Below are 15,485 nucleotides of genomic sequence, written 5' to 3' on the forward strand. Positions count from 1 at the left end.
AGGCGCACTTTGGCGCAACTGATCCATGAGGCTGTGGTGATGGAGCGGGGAGGGTCCACGCTGCGGGTGAGGCTGAGGACGCCCCCGCCGTTGCGGACGTCGAGCACATCTACGTTGACAGGGCCGTCTCCGGAGCCGCTGCCGCCCCCCCACATACCTCCACTGCTCGCCGTACGACTCCAGGAGCGCAATGTGCTCACGCATCCGCGGTGGCTGCGGACGCCACATGCCCCAGAGGGCCCCGACACCGGCAGTGGCGTCGACATTGGCCGACACCACGGTCAGCACGCGTCGCGGCATCCACCACGGCTGCGGCTCATCTCCCGCGAGAACCCGCCGCACCACGCCCCGCAGAAATTTCTCCACCCGGGGTCCCGTCCACACGGCCTCTCCCCATGTCCGCATGCGCCTGCGATACCCGGCGCGCGAGGTCATCAAGCCCAAGCCGCTTAGGCAACGCCTCACAACCCTCCGACTAAAAGATCACCACGGGACAAGCCTTGGTCAGAGCGCCACGCCGATGCGGTGGGCCAAGCCCCGTAGGTCACGGGCGGCATGAGCGGGCAACTGCCGGTCGGCGAGAAATTCGACGGTGTTTCTCACGGGTACGTTGGTATGGATGCGCTGTGGGGCAATCTGTTCGGCGGTCAGCAGTGCGGCGACCGCTTCAGCTTCCCTGCCCCGCAGATGGGTCAGCGACCGACCCAGATCGGCATGGAATGCGGCCTGCCGCCCAGGAGCCTCCGACAGGGTCTCGGGATGGACCCCTTCCTTCGCTTGCACGGCCTCGCCGTGCAAGCCGAGGTCGGTATTGAGGCTCACCTGGTGGATGCCGACATTGGTGGGGCCGAAGTTCAGGTGCCAGGCCCGCGTCTCACCCGTGCGGTCGGCGAGGTCGGCCGCCTCTGCCAGATGGCCGCGGACCTCTTCCGTACGGGTCTTGCCAGGCCGTTCCCGGTCCTGGGTCAGGCAGGTGGCAGAGATCAAGTGAAGCTCGCCGAGCAGTGCGTGGGCGTCTGGACTCGTCAGGTTGGTTTCGAGCGTATTGGCGGCGGCGGTGGCCTGGGCCAGAGCTTGGGTGGGGCTGCCGACCGCCATGAGTACATGGGTATGGAAGAAGCCGGACAGCGCGGAGTAGACCGGGTCATCCAATTCCGCGATCGCGTCGGCGGCCCGGGTGACGGCGATGTACGCCAAGTCGGTGTAGCCGAGGTTCTTCAGGAGCAGAGCGCAGCCCGGGTGGTAGGCGTCCGCCAGCAGCTTCAGCAGCTGGTGGCGCGCGACGCCTTCGGCTGCCTCGGCAGCCGCGTGCAGGTCGGCCAACAGCGCCGGCAGCTTGGCGGCAAGGGTGCCGTATTCGGCAGCGTGATAGAGACGGCTGGCCCGCTCTACGCGCTCGGCCAGCACCGCCACCGGAATCTCCGGTGGGCGCCGGTCAGGCGGGGTGGCCAATGTCAGGCCCATAAGCGCCAGACGCAGGTCCGGGATTGCCTCGTGGGCCTCACTGGCGCGCGGGTCCACCGGAGCGAGGGGCTGGCCGGTCAGCTCGGAGGGCGAGATCTGCAGCGCCTCGGCGAAGGCGTTGATGAGACTGGAGCGGTCCAACAGCCGTCGGCCGTTCTCCACCATCGACAGGTAGCCGACCGACACCCCGGCCAGGCCCGCCAGGGTGCGCAGGCTCAATCCGCGCTGGAGGCGGGCCGAGCGCAGACAGCCACCGATTCTCCGGGCCTTCTCTTTGTCCATAGCCCCGCCTCAACTTCCTTGCGTAGCCCTAGCGTAGGGCTCGTCGATGCCTCAAGCGTCATTCCGTCAATTCGTACGCTGTCACCGCAGCCCGGCTCGCTCGGCCAGGACCCGTACTTCGTCCAGTTCCTGCGTTGCTACTGCCCTACTGGTGGCGCGGTTGGCGAGCGCGGTGATCAGCTCCTGGGCGAAGGGAGCCAGCCGCAGCCGCAGCGGTGCCTCCGCATCGGCTTCGACCAGATGGGTGACGGCCCGCTCAGCGCGCCCTTGGCGGGCTTCGGCCCCTGCGGCGACTACGAGCAAGTCGGAGCGGTGGGCGCCGCCGAGCCCGGCCTGATCTGCAGAGCGGGCATGGTCGGAGGCCTCGGAGGAGTCACCGTACTCGGCGGCGACAGCTGCGCGGGCCGCGACCACCAGAGCGGACTCCCGGGCATCGGTGGCGCGCGCACTGGCTGTGGCGAGGAACTTTTCGGCTTCCAGACGGCGTCCGACCATCGCTTGGGCGACAGCGCCCAGGGCCGGCAACTCCCACCCGGCGGCCCCTTCCGGGTGGACGCGAGTCAGCGCATGCTGCGGCAAGCCAAGTTCGATCAGCAGCCGCACCTCTTCGACCAGCATCGGGAGCCGTTCGTGGGTGCCGGCGCGGGCCTTATGCAGCAGCACCCAAGCCAGGTCCTTGTAGCCCAGACGTCGCAAAAGCCCGGCGCCCAGCACATGCGCCTGCACGCGCAGCCGCTGTGTCTCCTCCCTCTCCGGGGTCGGTGCGGCGGCGACGGCGCGGTCGGTCATCTCGATAAGCCCCGGCAGCGTGAGCGCGAGTTGACGCTCATCGCCGGCAGCCTCCGCCTGTACGGCGGCCCGGATCCGTTCTTCCAGGTCTTCCAGCGACAAACTGGGGGCCGTGCGCGGGTGGTGGTGGTCCAGACGGTGCCGCAAGTGGAAGGCGACAGCACGAACCGCCGCGTGGTCCTCCCCATGCGGCGGGTAGGGCTGGCCCGTTAGGTCAGCGACATCCAGTCGCAGGGCAGCGGCCAGCGCCGCCAGCCGACCCCGTCGGTCCATCCACTCCCGGCCCGTCTCCAGCCCGGTGACGTAATCGAGTTCCAGACCCGCGCGGGAGGCAAGATCATCCGGGCTGAGTCCTCGGCGACGGCGCCAGGAAGCCAGGCGGGTTCCAATCGGCGTGCCAACCGCCGTGTTGTCCAGCCCACGCATCACCAATTTACTCGCATACCCACTCATCCGGACTGTGTACTTTGTCAGGACAAAGGCCTGCTCAACTCGTTCAAGGGAAGGTCGGATTCCCCTTTGCGGGCCACGTATGCCTGTCGCGCGACACACTACTCACACCGCCGAGGACTGCGCGAGCCAGCGGATGACACGCTCGGCCAGGGAAGAGAGCTCGGGGCAGATGGAATTGCGACCTTGTTCAGGGCATGTGGTAGCTGTTCTAGGGAATGGTCCTACTTCGCCTTCATTGCAGTGTCACGCGAGGCCACCACTTGGATCTGGTTGGTAGAGGTGGCTGGGTCGTCCATTGGTTCGCAGAACTCGGCAGCGTATTCGCTTTGACCGTGTGCACCCTCTACCAATGTGGATGAAGGGTGCATCGGAATCGGTGAGCAAAAAGGCGTCGGCGTCTGCGGTGGAGTATTGATTTGAGATTTAAAGATGACGCGGAGGGCAAGTCTGGCGGACACGCAGAGTTCACTCCGTGGGGCTATCCCGCTCTAGGGGGACCTGCGGTGTCGTTGGTTGTGTTCCATTCGCTAACCAATGGAAGGAATCTGCATGACCGCAGTTCTTTTCGCCGTCACACCACTTACGCCGAGCGATACGAGCGCCACGCAACTTCCGCTTGGGATCTCCAATCACCACCCGTCCATGTGGGTGCCCCGAGAGCTGCGAGAGGTGCGGCCGTGGCGCAGTTGAGAGACGGCGACCAGGTGCTGATTTGGCGCTGGAGCGACGGAGACCACGATGCCGGTTCTCGCAGTCGCGTTGCACTGCGATGTACGCTCCGCGAGCTGGGAATCCAAGATGAGGTAATCAGTGACGCAGTGATGGCGGCATGGGAACTCACGGCCAATGCGCTGGAACACGCGCGTGGTCCGTATGAGATGCGCCTGCTGTGTAACGGCCGCTCATTCGTCTTTGAGGTCGAAGATAGCGATCCGTGCCTCCCCGCGATGCCATCGTCGCGCAGCGGCGAGGTCAACACCTTTACGGGGCTGGCCGAACGTGGGCGTGGCCTGCGGATCGTAGAAGCGTTTACGCGCGGCCGATGGGGGTTCCATACCTCGGGAAGCGAGACGAAGATCGCCTGGATGGAATTCTCGACCACAACGGCTGATTGAATCGCCTCGGAAGCGAGGGAAGTCAGCACAATCTGCCCCGACGGTGGGCGCGGCTGCGAAATTCACGCTAGAACTCACTCCGAGAGGCCAAGTTCGGCGTGCGCAGCCGCGCCTACTTCTCTGATGCGAGCCAATGCGAAACAGGCAGGGCGGCCATCGCGTCGGCAGGTGTATTGGCCGGGTTGAGTGAAATCGCCCCAGGCGTCCATGCGATTGTCTTAGTTACGCGGTGACGGCGGAGTTCGTCCTCGCGAGGATTTGAATCCCGCAAGCACGCAAACTGGCTCGCCTTGAGTGATGTACCTGCTACCCTCTGCTTCGTCGATGAGTGGAAGGTGGGGGATTGTGTGGAATTTTGAACGTATGACGAGGCGCTACTTCACCATGTTGATCGTGATGGCCAGCCTGTGCGGAGGCGGATGTTCGAAAGCTTCCAGCGATGGCGCGCCGTCAACTGATCACAAGCGATCGGCCGTGCCTTCGACTGTTCCTCTGCCAGTTGCCAGCGAGGCTGAGGGTGAGGCGGGGGCGGTATACCGCGCGATGTGGCAAGACTTGACTGTCGCATCGGCCACATCTGATGCAACTTCTCCGCTGCTGGACGACCATGCGAGAGGTGATGCCTTGGAGTTGATGAGATACGGCTTGAAGAAGGCAAAGAAGGAAAGGGTGGTCACAAAGGGGGAGCCGCACGTGGCTCCGAAGGTCGTTAAGGCAACCCGTCAGGAAGCTCAACTTGAAGACTGCGTCGACGGCACAGATTGGCTCCAGTACGAGCTGAACGGTGAATTGAAGAATGACGTGCCTGGTAGTCACCGCAAAGCAGATGCCATCGTGCGACGTGAAGGCGGAGTCTGGAAGGTGTCCAGCTTCCATGTGTACGAGGCAGGATCATGTTGACGCCCTGGTATCGAGGGGCGAATTGGCTAGTAGCAACGATGACTGCGGGGGTTTCGGTTGTCGTGTCTGCTCCTCCGTCGAGGGCTGATGAGGGAACAGATTTCTATGGCGGAGTAGCCTGTGCTTCTGGCCGGTGTGACGTAGACGCACATAGTATGACCACTGGCCAAACAGGTTCAGCAAGGCGCAAGCCTTCCGGTCGCATGAGTAAGCAGGCCCGGCGCATTAGTCAATCGAACGAGCAGCCGACGGTCACATCGGACGGTTGGGAGTACGGGCTCGGGGATGGCTTGGGGATCTTGCCACGTTTTGATGGTAAGAAGTCGGAGCGGCCTAAGTCGAAGCGACATCAGAAGATGCCAGTTGAGGTAGTGGTTCGGCGGGCTATCGAGAAGTTGAGGTTGCCGGAGCCTGTGATTCGGATGAGTCCGGATGAGGATTTCGTGCAGGTGGTGGGGGTGCCGACGTGGATGTGGGTGGAGCGCAACACGTGGGGGCCGGTGACGGAGGCTGCTGAGGTTCCGGGATTGAAGGTGATGGCGACGGCTCGGCCGCGTGAGGCGGTGTGGTCGATGGGTGAGGGTGGCACAGTTACGTGTGCTGGCCCTGGTACGGAGTACTCAGGGAAGTTCCGGCCGGAGCAGTCGTCGCCTGATTGCGGTTACACGTACCGGAGGTCGTCCACCGCGGATTCGGGTGGGGCGTTCAGAGTGTCGGTGCGGGTGATGTGGGATGTCGAGTGGCACGGCGGTGGACAGGCGGGCCGTGTTCCGGGGCTGGTGATAGCCGCCGAGAAGTCGGTTGCGGTGGATGAGGTACAGGCTGTCGTCGTGCGCTGACGGCACGACGACCGGGTGAGGTCCGACGGAATGCGGGCCGGTGGCCATCAGTGAGTCCTTTTCTTCTTGTGGAGTGAATTGTGGGTGCCTCGATGTCACCTTCGCGTCTGCGGGGTGCGGGTAGTGGGTTGCCGGGTGCGCGTCGGGCTGATCCGGGGCAGCGGCCGGTAGCGGCTACGGGTGGAGTTCGGCGGAGGCCGGGGTGGGTGTGGGCGGGTGTGGGGACGGTGGTTGTTTCGGCGGTGGGTTTCGTGCTGGTCGCCTCGGCGGTTGGGGAGCGGGAGAAGGTGTTGGTGCTGGCGCGGGATGTGCCGGCCGGTCATGTTCTTGCTGCGGGTGATCTGCGTCAGGTGGAGGTCGCGTCGGGGACGGGGGTGGTGTTGGCGGCGGATCGGGCGGGGGTGCTGGGGCGGCGGGCGAGGGTGCCGCTGGTGGCGGGGTCGTTGTTGGCGCCTGGGCAGTTCGGTGGTGCTCGGGGTTTCCCGCCGCGGGGGCAGTCGCAGGTCGCGTTCGCCATCGAGGCGGGTAATGCGTCGCCGGAGGTGGTGCGTGGTGATCGGGTGGCGGTGCTGGAGGGCCCGGACGGGGCGGCCGGCGGTGGTGGTGAGGAGAAGGAGGATGCGGCTCCTGTCGTGGGGACGGTGACTGGGGCGAGGGCTGCTGAGTCGCCGGGTGGTGCGCGGGTGGTGACGGTGCTGGTGGAGACGGGGGCGGTGCGGCGGGCTGCTGGGCTGGTGCATCCGCGTGTGGTGGTGCTTCCTGCCGTGGGGCGGGAGGCGCCGTGAGGCGGTTGATCACGGTGGGGTCGGTCAAGGGTGCGCCTGGGGTGTCGACGGCTGTTCTGGCGCTGGCGGCTGTGTGGCCGGATGGGGCGGATGGCGGGGTGCGGCCGGTGGTGGTCGAGGCTGATGTTTCGGGTGGTGATCTGGCGGTGCGGTTCGGGTGTCCGCATACGCCGGGGCTGTTGGATGTGGCGACCTCGGCCCGTCAGGAGCGTCCGGGTTCGCTGCTGGGGGCAGCGACGGCTCTGCCGTTCGGGGTGCGTGTGGTGGCCGCGCCGGCCGGTGGCAGGGCATGCGCGGAGGCGGTGCGTGTGGTGGCAGGGGCCGGACGGCACGTACTGCTCGGTGATGACGAGGATCGGGGAACGGTTCTGCTGGATGTGGGCCGGATCGGCGAGGCCGCCGCGGGGTTGGTGGAGGTGGCTGAGTCAGTGGTGCTGGTGTCGCGGGGTGGGGCGGATGCGCTGGCGCATGCGTACGCGCACCTTTCCGAGGACGGGGTGCGCGCGGAGCGGTATGTGCTGGCAGTGGTGGGGCCGTGCCCGTATGCGGCGGGGGAGATTGCCGCGACGCTCGGCGTGGGCCGTGTGGTCTTCCTGCCCTGGGATCCCAAGGCGGCTGATGTTCTGACCGGCCGCGCTCGTTCGGGACTGCGGACCAGCGGGTGGCGGGCGCTGCGGTTGCTGGCGGCGGCGGGTGATGCCGCGCGGCAGCTGAGCGGCACGGGTGAGGTGGCGGTGAAGGGTCTGAGCGGCGATCTCGCGGGGCTGGGCGCGGTACCCCCTCCGGGCGGCCGTCTGCGGCCCGTGGCGGAGCTGGCCGCAAAGGAGTCCGCGTCATGAACACACTGATCCAGCAAGGCCGCGGCGAGGAGAGCGAGCGGGAGCTGGCTGCGGATGTGCGCCAGCGCGTGGTGGCCCGTCTCGCGCAGTACGCGGATGAGCGTGAGGCTGCGGGGCTGCCGCCGGAGACGGAGGTTCAGCGGCGTGCCACGGTGGGCCGGTTGCTGGAGGAGGAGCTTGCGGCGCGCGCCCGCGCCGCTCTGGCCCGGGGCGGTGGTGCGGTCGACCGGGTGGTGGAGGAGCGAGTGGCGCAGGCGGTGACGGACGCGTTGTTCGGCAGCGGCACGCTGGAGCGGCTGCTGGCAGATGAGTCGGTCGAGAACATCTGCGTCAACGGGTGCGACAGGGTCTGGATCCGCCGCGCCGACGGCACCTGGCAGCCTGGGGTCCCGGTGGCGGCCTCGGATGCGGAGCTGATCGAGCTGGTACGCACTCTGGCCGCGAGCGTGGACGGTGAGGAGCGCCGTTTCGACCGTGGCGTCCCCCGCCTGAACCTCCAGCTCCCCGACGGCTCCCGGCTCTTCGCGGTCATGGCCGTGACCGGCCGCGTCTCACTGTCGGTGCGCCGCCACCGGTTCCCCGCCGCGTCCATGGACGACCTGGTGCGCCTAGGGGTATGCGATGAGGCCATGGCCGCGTTCCTGTCGGCGATGGTGCGGGCGCGGAAAAACATCATCATCGGCGGTGGCACCAACGTGGGGAAGACCACGGTGCTGCGGGCCTTCGCTTCGCAGATCCCTGCGACGGAGCGGCTGATCACCATCGAGGACACTTTCGAGCTCGGCCTGGATGCGGATGTGGTGGCGCATCCCAATGTGGTGGCGATGCAGGCGCGGGAGGCGAATATCGAGGGCCAGGGCGCGATCGATCAGGCGGAGCTGGTGCGGTGGGGGCTGCGGATGTCGCCGGACCGTGTGATCGTCGGCGAGATCCGCGGCAGTGAGGTCATCCCAATGTGCAACGCGATGAGCCAGGGCAACGACGGCTCGCTGTCCACGATCCATGCTTCCACTTCCCGAGGGGTGTTCACCAAGCTCGCCGCCTACGCCGCCCAGTCCCCGGAGCGCTTGTCGCTGGAGGCGACCAACTTGCTGGTGGCTTCTGCCGTCCATGTTGTGGTGCATCTGGGCTGGGACATCGCGGGGAGGCGTGTGATCGATTCGGTGCGCGAGGTCGTCGATGCCGACGGGGCGCAACTGGTCTCGAACGAGATCTATCGTCCCGGGCCTGACGGCCGTGCCGTGCCGGCCACGCCGTTGCGGGCGGAGATGCTCCAGGACTTGGCCGATGCCGGGCTGGATACCGAAGCGGCAGGTCCGGCCTGGTGGGGAGCCAGCCGATGACCCCTATGCGGCTGGGCGAGGCCACGAGCGCCATCGCGGTGCTCCTCGGCGCCGCCTTCGGCACCGGCCTCCTTCTCATTGTCTCTGGTGCGCTCCACCGACCCGCTTCCGAAGGGTCAGGCGGAGGGTGGCAGCGTGTGACCGGTCGTCTTCCGGTGGGGTGGAACCGGCGTCGTCTCACCGTCGCCGTGGTGGTGGGGGTGATGTCCGGGGCGTTGACAGGGTGGCCGGTGGCTGCGGTGCTGACCACTGCGGCGCTGTTGACCCTGCCGGGCCTCCTTGGTCCGGACCGGGCGGCGGCGGTGCGAACGGAGCGGCTTCAGGCGCTCGCGCTGTGGACGGAGATGCTGCGCGACACCCTCTCCGCCGCCGCAGGGCTGGAACAGGCTGTCCTGACCACCGCCGACATCGCCCCCACCGCCCTGCACCGTGAGCTGGACATCCTGGCCACGGCACTCCGCTCCGGCCAGCCCCTACCGGTCGTCCTGCGCGGTTTTGCGGAGGAGGTGAATGACCCGCTCGCCGATGTCGTGGTCGCCGCCTTGGGCATGGCCGCACAGCGGCAGGCGAGCCAGCTCGCCGCGCTGCTGGGGGAACTGGCCGACTCGGTACGCGAACAGGTGGCCATGCGCCAGCGCATCGACGCCGGCCGCGCCAGCATCCGCACCGGCCTGCGCGTCACGGTGACGGTCACCGTGGGCATGGCCGTTGGCCTGACCGTGGTCAACCGGCCCTACCTGGACCCGTTCAACACCCTCACTGGACAACTGGTCTTGGCCATCGTCGGAGCCCTGTTCGCCCTCTCATTCTCGTGGCTGGCGACCATCGGCCGTCTCGATGAACCGACACGCCTCCTCGGCCCCAGTAGTTCCCTCGCCGAGGCGGGAAACACCTCGGGGAGGGCGCAGTGATCACTATCGTGCTGGGCGCCATGTTCGGCGCCGGACTGGTCACCCTCGCCTATGGACTGCGTCCACCACGGCCCGCACTCGCAGAGGTGCTCGTAGCACTCGACGCGACACCCGCGCCAACGACGGAACCGAGGATGTCCGAAGGGGAATACGGGTGGACAAGCCGTCTGGGCCGCAAAGCCGTGCCTCTGGTGCGGGCGCTCGGCTTCCCCACCGCCACCCTGCGCGCTGACCTCGCCGTGTGCGGGACGGATGTGGACCAGCACCTGGCGGGCAAGGCCACGTGTGCGCTCACGGGTCTCGTGGCACCGTGGATCGCGCTCACCTTGGTCCGCTTCGGCGTGGGTATCGAGGTTGGCTGGTGGATGCCGCTGACGGGCTCACTGGTGCTCGCCGCGCTGCTGTTCTTCGTCCCGGACATCACGGTGCGCAAGACGGCCGTCGAACGACGGCAGCAGATGCGACATACCCTCACTCTCGTCCTGGATCTGACCGTGATCTCCCTGGCCGGCGGAGCCGGTGTCCAGCAGGCCCTCACCGACGCCATCCACGCCCCTCACGGATGGGCCGCGTCCAAACTGCGCCACGCCCTGCACCTGGCTCAGCTCACCCGGACCAGTCCCTGGCAGCACTTGGGCGACCTCGGAGGCCACCTGGGGGTCAGCGACCTCACCGAACTGGCCGCCATCCTCAACCTGGCCGGCACCGAGGGCGCCAAGGTCCGCGCCTCCCTGGCCGCCAAGGCCCGCGCCATGCGACGCCGCCGCCTGGCCGAGGCGGACGGTGCGGCCCAGGCAGCCACCGAGCAGATGTCGCTACCCGTCGTCCTCCTCTTCACCGCCTTCCTCCTGCTCATCGGATACCCAGCCCTCGCCCACGTCCTCGCCGTGACCTGACCAGCCCACGCTCACACCACTGCCGAAACACCCAATACCGGAGAACGATTTCTATGCTCCACCCGCACTTGCGGACACTCGCCGAGGCTCTGCACGGCCATGCCGCCCTCGTGAGACGGCGCGCTCGCGGCGATGCCGGCTACACCACCGAGACCGTTGTCGTCACCGCGCTGCTGGCCGTCCTGGCCATCACCGTGGTCGGCATCATCGTCGCCAAGGTGGTCGGCAAGGCTCACTCCATCGATCTGGGATAAGCCGGTGCACCACCTGCCATACAGGCAGTACAGGCAGCACAGGCCGCGCCAAGATCGCGGTGACCGGGGATCCGCGACCACTCAGCTGGTCATCGTCGTCCCCGCGCTGCTGATGCTGGCCCTGCTGGTCGTGCAGTTCGCACTGGCCTGGCACGCCCGGCACATCGCCCAGTACGCAGCCGAACGCGCCCTGGCCGCCGCCCGAGTCCAGCACGGCAGTGCAGCCGACGGCCGCGGACGAGGCGTACGCGCCCTCGCCGAGCTCGGTGGCCGCGTCCTCTCTTCCCCTTCCGTGACCGTCCGCCGCACCCCCACTCGAGCCAGTGTGCGTGTCGAGGGTTCGGTGATGCCGGTGGTGCCGGGGCTGCACCTGACCGCGAGCGGCACCGCATCGGGGGCGGTCGAGCGCCTCACTACCCCAGCCGGAGACGCCTTGTGAACGCGGCAACGAGCCCGTCCTCGACGTCGGCGGACCGTGGTTCGGCCGCTGTGGAGCTGGTCCTGATCGCCCCGCTGCTCGTACTCGTCCTGATGACGGTCGTCGCCTTGGGACGTCTGACCGACGCCCGGCTCATCCTCGCCGATGCCGCCCACCAGACCGCCCGCGCAGCCTCCCTCGCCCGCACAGAAACCGGGGCCCGCACCACAGCCCAGAACACGGCTCACACAGCACTGCACCAGGCAGGTGCCGCATGTTCCCGGCCCCAGGTGGCCCTCACCACACGCGGGCTCCAGCCCGGCAGCACCGTAACCGCGCACGTCACCTGCACCGTTGCGCTGGGAGACCTCACCCACACCGGCGTGCCGGGCCGGGTGACCCTGACCAGCACCGCCTTTTCGCCCATCGACGTGCACCGGAGCACCCCATGACACACCCGACGACACCGAAAAGCGACGACGGTGGTCAGGCCACCGCGTTCATGGTCGGCGTCGTGGCCGCGCTGTGGCTGTTCGCCGGGATCGTCGTCGACGGCGGACTGGCCCTGGCCGGCAAGGCCCGCGCACTGGACGTCGCACAGGAAGCCGCCCGCACCGGCGCCCAGCAACTCGACATCGCCCGCCTCCGCGCCGCCGACAACGACATCCGGCTCCTCCGCGGCAAGGCGGCTCAGGCCGCCGCCTCCTACGTCACGGCCACCGGCGATACCGGCACCGCGACGGTCCACGGCGATGAGGTCACCGTGCACGTCACCCACCACCAGCACGCCCAGATCCTGCAACTGGTCGGCCTGCGCACCCTGACCGTCACCGCTCACGCCACCGTGCGCGCCGAACGCGCCACCGCATAAGGCAACCAACCCTGCGAGCCGAAGAGGAGCGCATCCTGGTTATGGCTCACCGATCCTCATCGCGCGAGCGGTTGCGCGCCCTCCTCACGGCCACCGCCACGGCCGCCGTCGTCCTCGCCCTGCTGGGCGGCATGCCGTATGTGCTCTGGCAGGCGACCGGCATGCCCTGGCCCGACCGCATCGGCTCCTGGCGCGAACTCGGCGACCATCTCACACAGCCAATCACCGACCCCGCGATGGTCGAACTCCTCGCCATGGCCGGCTGGGTGTGCTGGGCCGCCTTCGCCCTCTCCCTCCTGGCAGAAGCCGCCTGGTACGGGGCACACCTTCCGCAGCTGCTGTGCGACCGTACGGCGCACACCGCACATCTGCAGACACTGCCCGTACAGCGCGCACTGGCCGCCGTGTGTATCGGCACTCTCGCCCTCGCCCTCATCAGCCTCTGTCGACCCGCCACCGCACACGCCCACCAGCACGCTCCCACCAACGCGCTGCGCTCCCACATTGGCGCGACGGCCCCCGCCCACCCCGGACCGGCCCACGACAACCACCGCCCGGCACAGAAGGCAGAGGAGCCAACCGCGCCGCGCTGTGTGGAGTACACGGTGGCAGAGGGCGACACCCTGTGGACCATCGCCAAGGCGCATCTGGGCGATCCGCTGAAGTGGCCGCGCATCTACGCACTGAACAAAACCCGCATCCAGGCCGATGGCACACGACTCACCGACCCGGATCTGATCACCCCCGGCTGGCAGCTGACCATCCCTGTCACTTCATCCGCCCCCACACCGCGCCACGCCACCCCAGCCGCACCCTCTGCCGCCTCGGAAGAACGGTCCGCTCCACGCGACCGAGCCGACCCGCCACCCGAGGAACCGGCAAGGGTAGCTAGCGCGGAGCGCGAGATTGGCCGCCGAGCCACCGGCGACCACACAACGAGCCACACGCGTCCCGGGCCCGCCGCGATCAGCGTCGGCGCAGCGGGCGTCATCGGGATCACCACCGCAGCCGGGCTCCTGGCCGCCTTGCGCTTCTACCGCTTCTACCAAAACCGCTCCCGCCGCCCCAACCTCGATACACAGCTCCCACCGCTGAGTCCCGTGGTCGAAAAGGCCGTGGTAGCCGCCCGCGAAGCCACTCTGGCCAGGGCCACCACCGAGGCCGCAGACCCGGATCGGCTGATCCAACGGCGCACCCCGCCTCAACGCCCGCAGCCACCTTCCAGCGTGACGATCGGCACTGAAAACACGGCCGAAGTCCCACTCAATGTCCTTGCCGCGAGCGGAGGCTGTGCGTGGACGGGCCCCGGCGCTGAGGCGGCCGCCCGCGCACTGCTCATCGGGATTCTCACCGCCGCCGAACGCCTCCGCCCAGCAGCACCACACGTCACAGGACTCCTCACCCAGGACCTCGCCGACCGGCTCCTGCCCGGCCTGCCGCCCGACTTCAGCGCCCTCACCCTGGCTACGGACCTGGGCCACGCGCTGCACCGCACGGAAGAGCATCTCCTCGCACACGCCCATCACCGCCAGAACACGCAGGAAAGCGTGCACGCCCCACGCCTGGCGACGGGCCAGGGCACGGCGGAGAACTCCGGCCCTGCCACCCTCGTCCTTCTCGCGGAGCCGGACACCCCACACATCGAGCACCTGACGGCACTGGCCAACCGGGCAACACCCCACGCCCTCATCGTCCTCACCCTCGGCGACCTGCCCGGTGCCGCCTCCTGGCACATCGCGCCAGACGGCGCCGTCACCCAGGAGCAGAACCGGTGCGGCAGTACCCAGGTCATGCACCTGTTCCACCTCACCCCCGGGGCCGGGCGCGATGTCCTGGACGTGCTCCTCACCGCCCACGACACACGCCGTCAGCTCCGCGTGGTCCCCAGCGCCCGAGCAGCCGCCGATCCACCACAGGACGTGGCCGAGGACGCCGACCAGGAACCCGAAGACGAAGCGCCCGTCGCCCCCTCGGAACCGGAAGAGTCGTCCACGCCCTGCCGGTCGCGTCAGGCCACGCCGGTCCGCCTGAACGTCCTGGGCCCCATCACCCTCTACACCGCCGGCAATCTGGAACCCATCGGCTCCGGACTGCGCGATGAAGTACGAGAATTCCTCGCCCTCCTCGCCGCGCACCCACGAGGACTGCTCACCGACGATATCGCGCACCACCTCCGCCTTGACGCAAACCCCGAACAATCAGCGAAAGATCTCAAAAACCTGCGTCGCGCTGTCAGACGCGCGCTCCGCGCGGCCACCGGCCACAGCAAAGCGGAATTCATCCAGCGCCATGGAGAATTGCATAAACTCCACTCCGGGCTGGTGGAAACCGACCTCGCCGCCTTCACTCACAGCCTCCAGCAGGCCGCGGCCGCCACTGATGAGGTCAAGCGCATGTCCGCCCTGCACCGTGTGGTGGACCTCTACGACGGCCCTTTTGCTCACGGCGGCGACTACCCCTGGTGCGACAGCCTGCGTGAATCACTCGCCGGCAAGGCCACTGACGCCGTCGCCCACATCGCCCACCACGCCGAGCACACCGGCGCCCAGCACGACGCCGATACCGCGCTCGCCCTGCTGGAGAAGATCATCACTCTCCACCCCACCCATGAACTGCTCTATCAGCATGCCATCCGTCTTCACCAAACCGCTGGACGGCACGACACCGCCCGCCATACCTTCGCTCTCCTGACACGCCATCTCAACGAACTCGGGCTTGAGCCGGACCCTGCTACCCGCGCGCTGGTGACCAGCAGCCCACGCGGTTCTTCCCACCGCGGCTGATCAGCGACTCATGGGGGTGGAGAGCGGTGAAGCCGCCTGGACAGCCCCAGGTCAGCCGCACGAGCAGTTCCGATGAGCCGATGGCGTTTCCCCCGTCGTTTCCCCCGTCGTTTCCGACGGCATTTCCGGGGACGTCCTTGGGTACGACGCCCCAGCACACGACATCACCGCAGGCCAGACCGCACACGGGCCACCTGCTGGCGAGGGCGACTGTATATCGGTACAGCAAAGCATCCCGATCTACCTGACCCGGCGGCCCCGGCCACAACATCCCCGCGCAGCACCAACTGCCCGCATCCCTGCCCGCGAAGCGTGCCCCCTCACCTACAACTTCCATTCCTGAACCTCACCAGCTCCCAGCCGGCCTGCACCTCAAGGGCTGGCCGATGCCTCAAGGTGAGGCGCGGCGGCATCCAGGCGTAGCCGAGGGTGCCGCCGCGCCGGGGGGCCGCGCCGGGGGGCCGCGCCGGGGGGCCGCGCCGGGGGGCCGCGCCGGGGGGCCGCGCCGGGGGGCCGCGCCGGGGGGCCGCGCCGGGGGGCCGC

The 15,485-nt window shown here is 68.1% G+C and carries 15 protein-coding genes; 13 read left to right on the forward strand and 2 right to left on the reverse strand.

All coding sequences use genetic code 11. The features are described 5' to 3' along the window. Nucleotides 1-504 precede the first annotated feature (504 nt). Together ACH4TL_RS23830 and ACH4TL_RS23835 are read right to left on the reverse strand one after the other, a co-directional pair. Nucleotides 505-1,746 (reverse strand): helix-turn-helix domain-containing protein, encoded by a 1,242-nt coding sequence (locus ACH4TL_RS23830; RefSeq protein ID WP_398317509.1) that lies wholly within the window; start codon nucleotides 1,744-1,746, stop codon nucleotides 505-507. Nucleotides 1,747-1,827: 81 nt separating this feature from the next. Beyond that, entirely contained in the window at nucleotides 1,828-2,961 is a 1,134-nt protein-coding gene (locus ACH4TL_RS23835) for a helix-turn-helix domain-containing protein (RefSeq protein ID WP_398317512.1), read from the reverse strand. A 704-nt stretch (nucleotides 2,962-3,665) separates the two neighbouring features. Here ACH4TL_RS23835 and ACH4TL_RS23840 point away from each other — a divergent pair. From ACH4TL_RS23840 to ACH4TL_RS23900, 13 genes are all read left to right on the forward strand, one after another. Next, nucleotides 3,666-4,103, forward strand: coding sequence for an ATP-binding protein (locus tag ACH4TL_RS23840; RefSeq protein WP_398317515.1), 438 nt, complete (start codon nucleotides 3,666-3,668; stop codon nucleotides 4,101-4,103). Nucleotides 4,104-4,448: 345 nt separating this feature from the next. Then, the gene (locus ACH4TL_RS23845) at nucleotides 4,449-5,003 is read left to right on the forward strand and encodes a hypothetical protein (protein ID WP_398317518.1); all 555 of its coding nucleotides are present in this window, start codon (nucleotides 4,449-4,451) and stop codon (nucleotides 5,001-5,003) included. 203 nt (nucleotides 5,004-5,206) lie between these two features. After that, complete coding sequence (locus ACH4TL_RS23850) at nucleotides 5,207-5,842, forward strand: hypothetical protein (protein WP_398317521.1); 636 nt, start codon at nucleotides 5,207-5,209, stop codon at nucleotides 5,840-5,842. Nucleotides 5,843-6,084: 242 nt separating this feature from the next. Continuing rightward, nucleotides 6,085-6,627, forward strand: a complete 543-nt coding sequence (locus ACH4TL_RS23855; protein ID WP_398317524.1) for an SAF domain-containing protein — start codon at nucleotides 6,085-6,087, stop codon at nucleotides 6,625-6,627. Beyond that, nucleotides 6,624-7,466: a MinD/ParA family protein gene (locus ACH4TL_RS23860; RefSeq protein ID WP_398317527.1), complete on the forward strand. Its 843-nt coding sequence runs from the start codon at nucleotides 6,624-6,626 to the stop codon at nucleotides 7,464-7,466. The genes ACH4TL_RS23855 and ACH4TL_RS23860 overlap by 4 nt, the downstream gene beginning before the upstream one ends. Next, nucleotides 7,463-8,809 (forward strand): CpaF family protein, encoded by a 1,347-nt coding sequence (locus ACH4TL_RS23865; RefSeq protein WP_398317530.1) that lies wholly within the window; start codon nucleotides 7,463-7,465, stop codon nucleotides 8,807-8,809. The genes ACH4TL_RS23860 and ACH4TL_RS23865 overlap by 4 nt, the downstream gene beginning before the upstream one ends. Nucleotides 8,810-8,814: 5 nt before the next feature. Continuing rightward, nucleotides 8,815-9,720: a type II secretion system F family protein gene (locus ACH4TL_RS23870; RefSeq protein ID WP_398317533.1), complete on the forward strand. Its 906-nt coding sequence runs from the start codon at nucleotides 8,815-8,817 to the stop codon at nucleotides 9,718-9,720. Further along, nucleotides 9,717-10,616, forward strand: coding sequence for a type II secretion system F family protein (locus tag ACH4TL_RS23875; RefSeq protein WP_398317536.1), 900 nt, complete (start codon nucleotides 9,717-9,719; stop codon nucleotides 10,614-10,616). Before ACH4TL_RS23870 ends, ACH4TL_RS23875 begins: the two co-directional genes overlap by 4 nt. Before the next feature lie 110 nt (nucleotides 10,617-10,726). Continuing rightward, nucleotides 10,727-10,870: a hypothetical protein gene (locus ACH4TL_RS23880; protein ID WP_398317539.1), complete on the forward strand. Its 144-nt coding sequence runs from the start codon at nucleotides 10,727-10,729 to the stop codon at nucleotides 10,868-10,870. A 4-nt stretch (nucleotides 10,871-10,874) separates the two neighbouring features. Beyond that, the gene (locus ACH4TL_RS23885) at nucleotides 10,875-11,309 is read left to right on the forward strand and encodes a TadE/TadG family type IV pilus assembly protein (RefSeq protein ID WP_398317542.1); all 435 of its coding nucleotides are present in this window, start codon (nucleotides 10,875-10,877) and stop codon (nucleotides 11,307-11,309) included. Further along, complete coding sequence (locus tag ACH4TL_RS23890; protein ID WP_398317544.1) at nucleotides 11,306-11,740, forward strand: TadE/TadG family type IV pilus assembly protein; 435 nt, start codon at nucleotides 11,306-11,308, stop codon at nucleotides 11,738-11,740. The genes ACH4TL_RS23885 and ACH4TL_RS23890 overlap by 4 nt, the downstream gene beginning before the upstream one ends. Next, nucleotides 11,737-12,159 carry a pilus assembly protein TadG-related protein gene (locus ACH4TL_RS23895; protein ID WP_398317547.1) on the forward strand — a complete coding sequence of 141 codons (423 nt, stop codon included), beginning with the start codon at nucleotides 11,737-11,739 and terminating at the stop codon, nucleotides 12,157-12,159. Before ACH4TL_RS23890 ends, ACH4TL_RS23895 begins: the two co-directional genes overlap by 4 nt. Before the next feature lie 41 nt (nucleotides 12,160-12,200). Continuing rightward, nucleotides 12,201-14,942, forward strand: a complete 2,742-nt coding sequence (locus ACH4TL_RS23900) for a BTAD domain-containing putative transcriptional regulator (RefSeq protein ID WP_398317550.1) — start codon at nucleotides 12,201-12,203, stop codon at nucleotides 14,940-14,942. Nucleotides 14,943-15,485: the final 543 nt, after the last annotated feature.

The sequence above is a fragment of the Streptomyces sp. NPDC021115 genome (assembly GCF_044333065.1).
Taxonomy (GTDB): domain Bacteria; phylum Actinomycetota; class Actinomycetes; order Streptomycetales; family Streptomycetaceae; genus Streptomyces.

Bases quoted from the DNA above. Each gene is read 5' to 3' on its own strand.
- ACH4TL_RS23900 (WP_398317550.1), top strand. From the start codon at position 12,201: ATGGCTCACCGATCCTCATCGCGCGAGCGGTTGCGCGCCCTCCTCACG.
- ACH4TL_RS23865 (WP_398317530.1), top strand. From the start codon at position 7,463: ATGAACACACTGATCCAGCAAGGCCGCGGCGAGGAGAGCGAGCGGGAG.
- ACH4TL_RS23870 (WP_398317533.1), top strand. From the start codon at position 8,815: ATGCGGCTGGGCGAGGCCACGAGCGCCATCGCGGTGCTCCTCGGCGCC.
- ACH4TL_RS23850 (WP_398317521.1), top strand. From the start codon at position 5,207: ATGAGTAAGCAGGCCCGGCGCATTAGTCAATCGAACGAGCAGCCGACG.
- ACH4TL_RS23830 (WP_398317509.1), bottom strand. From the start codon at position 1,746: ATGGACAAAGAGAAGGCCCGGAGAATCGGTGGCTGTCTGCGCTCGGCC.
- ACH4TL_RS23895 (WP_398317547.1), top strand. From the start codon at position 11,737: ATGACACACCCGACGACACCGAAAAGCGACGACGGTGGTCAGGCCACC.
- ACH4TL_RS23835 (WP_398317512.1), bottom strand. From the start codon at position 2,961: ATGCGTGGGCTGGACAACACGGCGGTTGGCACGCCGATTGGAACCCGC.